The organism is uncultured Cardiobacterium sp., from assembly GCF_938028185.1.
GTDB lineage: Bacteria > Pseudomonadota > Gammaproteobacteria > Cardiobacteriales > Cardiobacteriaceae > Cardiobacterium.
On record NZ_CALJAH010000448.1, the window covers coordinates 1 to 2,676 of the forward strand.

At 61.2% G+C, this 2,676-nt stretch carries 3 protein-coding genes; all 3 read right to left on the reverse strand.

What is annotated here, in order from left to right; all coding sequences use genetic code 11:
* Window positions 1-850 (reverse strand): MipA/OmpV family protein (locus tag Q0349_RS13005; RefSeq protein ID WP_298081444.1); only part of this gene is annotated, 850 nt, incomplete at its 3' end.
* A 360-nt stretch (window positions 851-1,210) separates the two neighbouring features.
* Window positions 1,211-2,008, reverse strand: a complete 798-nt coding sequence (locus Q0349_RS13010) for a DUF4198 domain-containing protein (protein WP_298081445.1) — start codon at window positions 2,006-2,008, stop codon at window positions 1,211-1,213.
* Window positions 2,009-2,020: 12 nt separating this feature from the next.
* Window positions 2,021-2,539 (reverse strand): DUF2271 domain-containing protein, encoded by a 519-nt coding sequence (locus tag Q0349_RS13015; protein ID WP_298081446.1) that lies wholly within the window; start codon window positions 2,537-2,539, stop codon window positions 2,021-2,023.
* Between the last annotated feature and the right edge of the window lie 137 nt (window positions 2,540-2,676).

Here is a 2,676-nt window from a genome sequence, read left to right on the forward strand (position 1 = left end):
CCCCGCTGCGGGCTTCGCCCTGCGGGGGAGGGGGAATTTCGCTTTTACCCGCAGACTCTAAACAGGCTCTAAAAGCGGTACTGCACCTGCGCGCCGCCGCTGATTTGTGTTTTTTCCTGACCAGCGGGCTGTTTTTCGCCTTGCCCGCCAGTTGCAGTGCCTCGATGCCGATGCCCGCCGACCAGTTTTCGTTGAACTGGAGCATCCAGCCCGCCGAGGCGCCGTAGCCGTACACGCCCGCTTTCGGCTGGTAGGTGCGGTAGCCGTTGCGCGCGCTTTGTGCCGGGGTAACGCCAAAATAGGTCTGCTGGTAGTCGCGGTCGGCGAGGCGCAGGTCGGCGGCGAGGGTGATGCTGTCGCTGTCGCTTTGCCAGACCTTGCCGGAGACGCTAAGGCGGTAGTCGTTGCCGTGGTGTTTCTGCCCGCTCAGGCGGAAATTGGCGGCGGCGGTCAGGGCGATTTGCGGCGTGAGGTGTTGCGCGGCGCGCAGTTGCAACGCGGCGCCCGCCTTGACGTCGCCCATGCCGCGCAGCGAGCGGTCTTTGTTTTTGCTTTTTTCGCGGCGGCCGGGGTCGTAATTGAGCGCGGCGCTGGCGTAGCTGCCGCTGTTTTCGTTGAGGTATTCGCCGCCAATGCCACGGGCGCTGTCGAGAAACCATGCGCCGCGCTGGATGCTGAGGGTCGGCAATGCCGGGACGGGGTTTTTGTTGACGCTGGCGCGGTAGCGGTCGCTGCCGGGGTATTCCGGGGCGATGCCCGTGGCGAGGCCGAGGCGGATTTCGGTGTTATCAGCCGCGCGGACGGCGGGGAGGGTCGCCAGTATCAGGGCGACGGTGAGGGTTTTGTTCATGGGATGCTCCTTGATTGAAGGTTTGGGCATCCCGGCCAAGATGAGGCGGATTGTACGCAGTCGCAGCGGATGTTTTTTGCGCTTCGTGCGGCGGGTTTTTAGGGACTGTTTACCATTCGGCGGATAAGCCTCTCTCTTGCTTCGCAAGCAATGCTTGTCGCTGCGCGAGCTGTTCCAGTCCCTTTGGGAGAGGGGTTGGGGTGAGGGCAGAAAAATCATTGAAAAACAGGAAATTCAGTTCATGAGCAATATCGCTCACCCCCACCCCGACCCTCCCCCGCTGCGGGCTTCGCCCTGCAGGGGAGGGGGAATTTCACCCGCAAACTCTAAACAGGTTCTTATTGGGAGAAGCGCGGGCGCTTAAAGCGGCAGCACTTCCAGGCCGACGCTGTAATCGTAGAGGTGCGGCGTGTCCTTGACGACGTCGCTCGGCACTTCGTGTTCGGTGTTGAGCCAGTACAGCCCGGCTTCCGGCCAGTCGATGGTGACGATGCCGTCGGCGTCGGTTTTCAGCTCGGTAAATTCGTGGCTGCGGTAGCGCATTCCGTCTTTGGCGAGGCGTACCCGCGCATTCGCCAGCGGCTTGCCGTCAAAGACCACGCGGAACTGCGCCTTTTCCCCGGCGTAGAGTTCGTTCGGGTGGGTCAGGTATTCGATGTCCAGCCCCTTGGCAGCGGGCTTGATGGCCTCCGCCGTCGGCTCGCCGAGGGTGGCGAAGGTTTCCGCTTCCAGGCTGCGGTGGCGGTAGTTTTCGTGTTTTTGGTCGGGGATGGGTTTTTCTTTCTGGTACTGCTCCGGCGTGCCGCGCCAGCGCGGTTTGGGGTCGCCTTCGCCGTAGTTGAACTGAATGTATTCCTGCTGGTCCACGAAGCGGTGTGTGCCTTGCTGGCTCAGCTTGGCGTCGTAGCTGCTGCGCAGTTTGCCCTTGGTCAGGTTTTCTTTTTCGATTTCCTTGCCGTCCGGGGCGTAGGCGTGCAGGTTTTCGGTCGGTCGGCCATTGTGGTTGACGTCAAAGGGGAAATCGGACGCGCCGCTGTCAATGGTGACGTAGTCTTTTTCGCCGGAAAGCTGGGTGCTGCTGGGACGAATCCAGACGTTGTGCGCGCTAGCAAAGCCGCTTACCAGCAGGACGAGGGCGGCGAGATGGGTACGTTTCATGGGAATCTCCGGTTATGGGGCAATGGTGAGGGTGATTTCGCCGAGTTCGCTCTTGCCGCTAGCCTTGGCTTCGGTTTTTTCCTTGACCGGCAGGGTGAAGGGGATGCTGACCGCTTCGATGCCGCCTTCTTCGCGCACGGCTTCAATCATCAGGGTGTAGCTGCCGTCTTTCAGCTTGGCAAGACGCGGGTCGTCGGACTTGATTTCGATGGTGTGCTTGCCTGGCTTTTGCGTGGCGCCGGTGATGGCGTCGGGCAGCGGCTTCAGGCTGCGCCCGCCCTTGCGCCACCAGTTGCGCAATTCTTTCAGGTATTTGAGGCCTTCCTGCGGATTGTCCGCCTTGCCCTTAATGAAGTACCACAGGCTCAGGTGCTCGACCAGCTTTTTGTCGCTGTCTTCGACCCAAACGGCGACGTAGGGGCGGTGGTATTCGCTGCTTTTGATGTCGGGGATGGTGACTTCAATGCTGAAGTCAGCCGCCTGGGCGGTGGTTGCCAGCAAGAGCGCTGCGGTGAGGAGGGTTTTTTTCATGGGTTTTCCTGTGGGTGAATGGAGGCGTGATGATAGGTTTTTTGGGAATGGTTCGCAATATGCGTGCGGTCAATCGTCACGGGCGAGCCAGTTGATGGCGGCGGCGGTGCGCGCGGCGATGTCGTCGAAATGGCCGC

What these genes read in the sequence shown, in the direction of transcription:
- Q0349_RS13010 (WP_298081445.1), bottom strand. Translation starts at nt 2,008, where the DNA reads ATGAAACGTACCCATCTCGCCGCCCTCGTCCTGCTGGTAAGCGGCTTT.
- Q0349_RS13015 (WP_298081446.1), bottom strand. Translation starts at nt 2,539, where the DNA reads ATGAAAAAAACCCTCCTCACCGCAGCGCTCTTGCTGGCAACCACCGCC.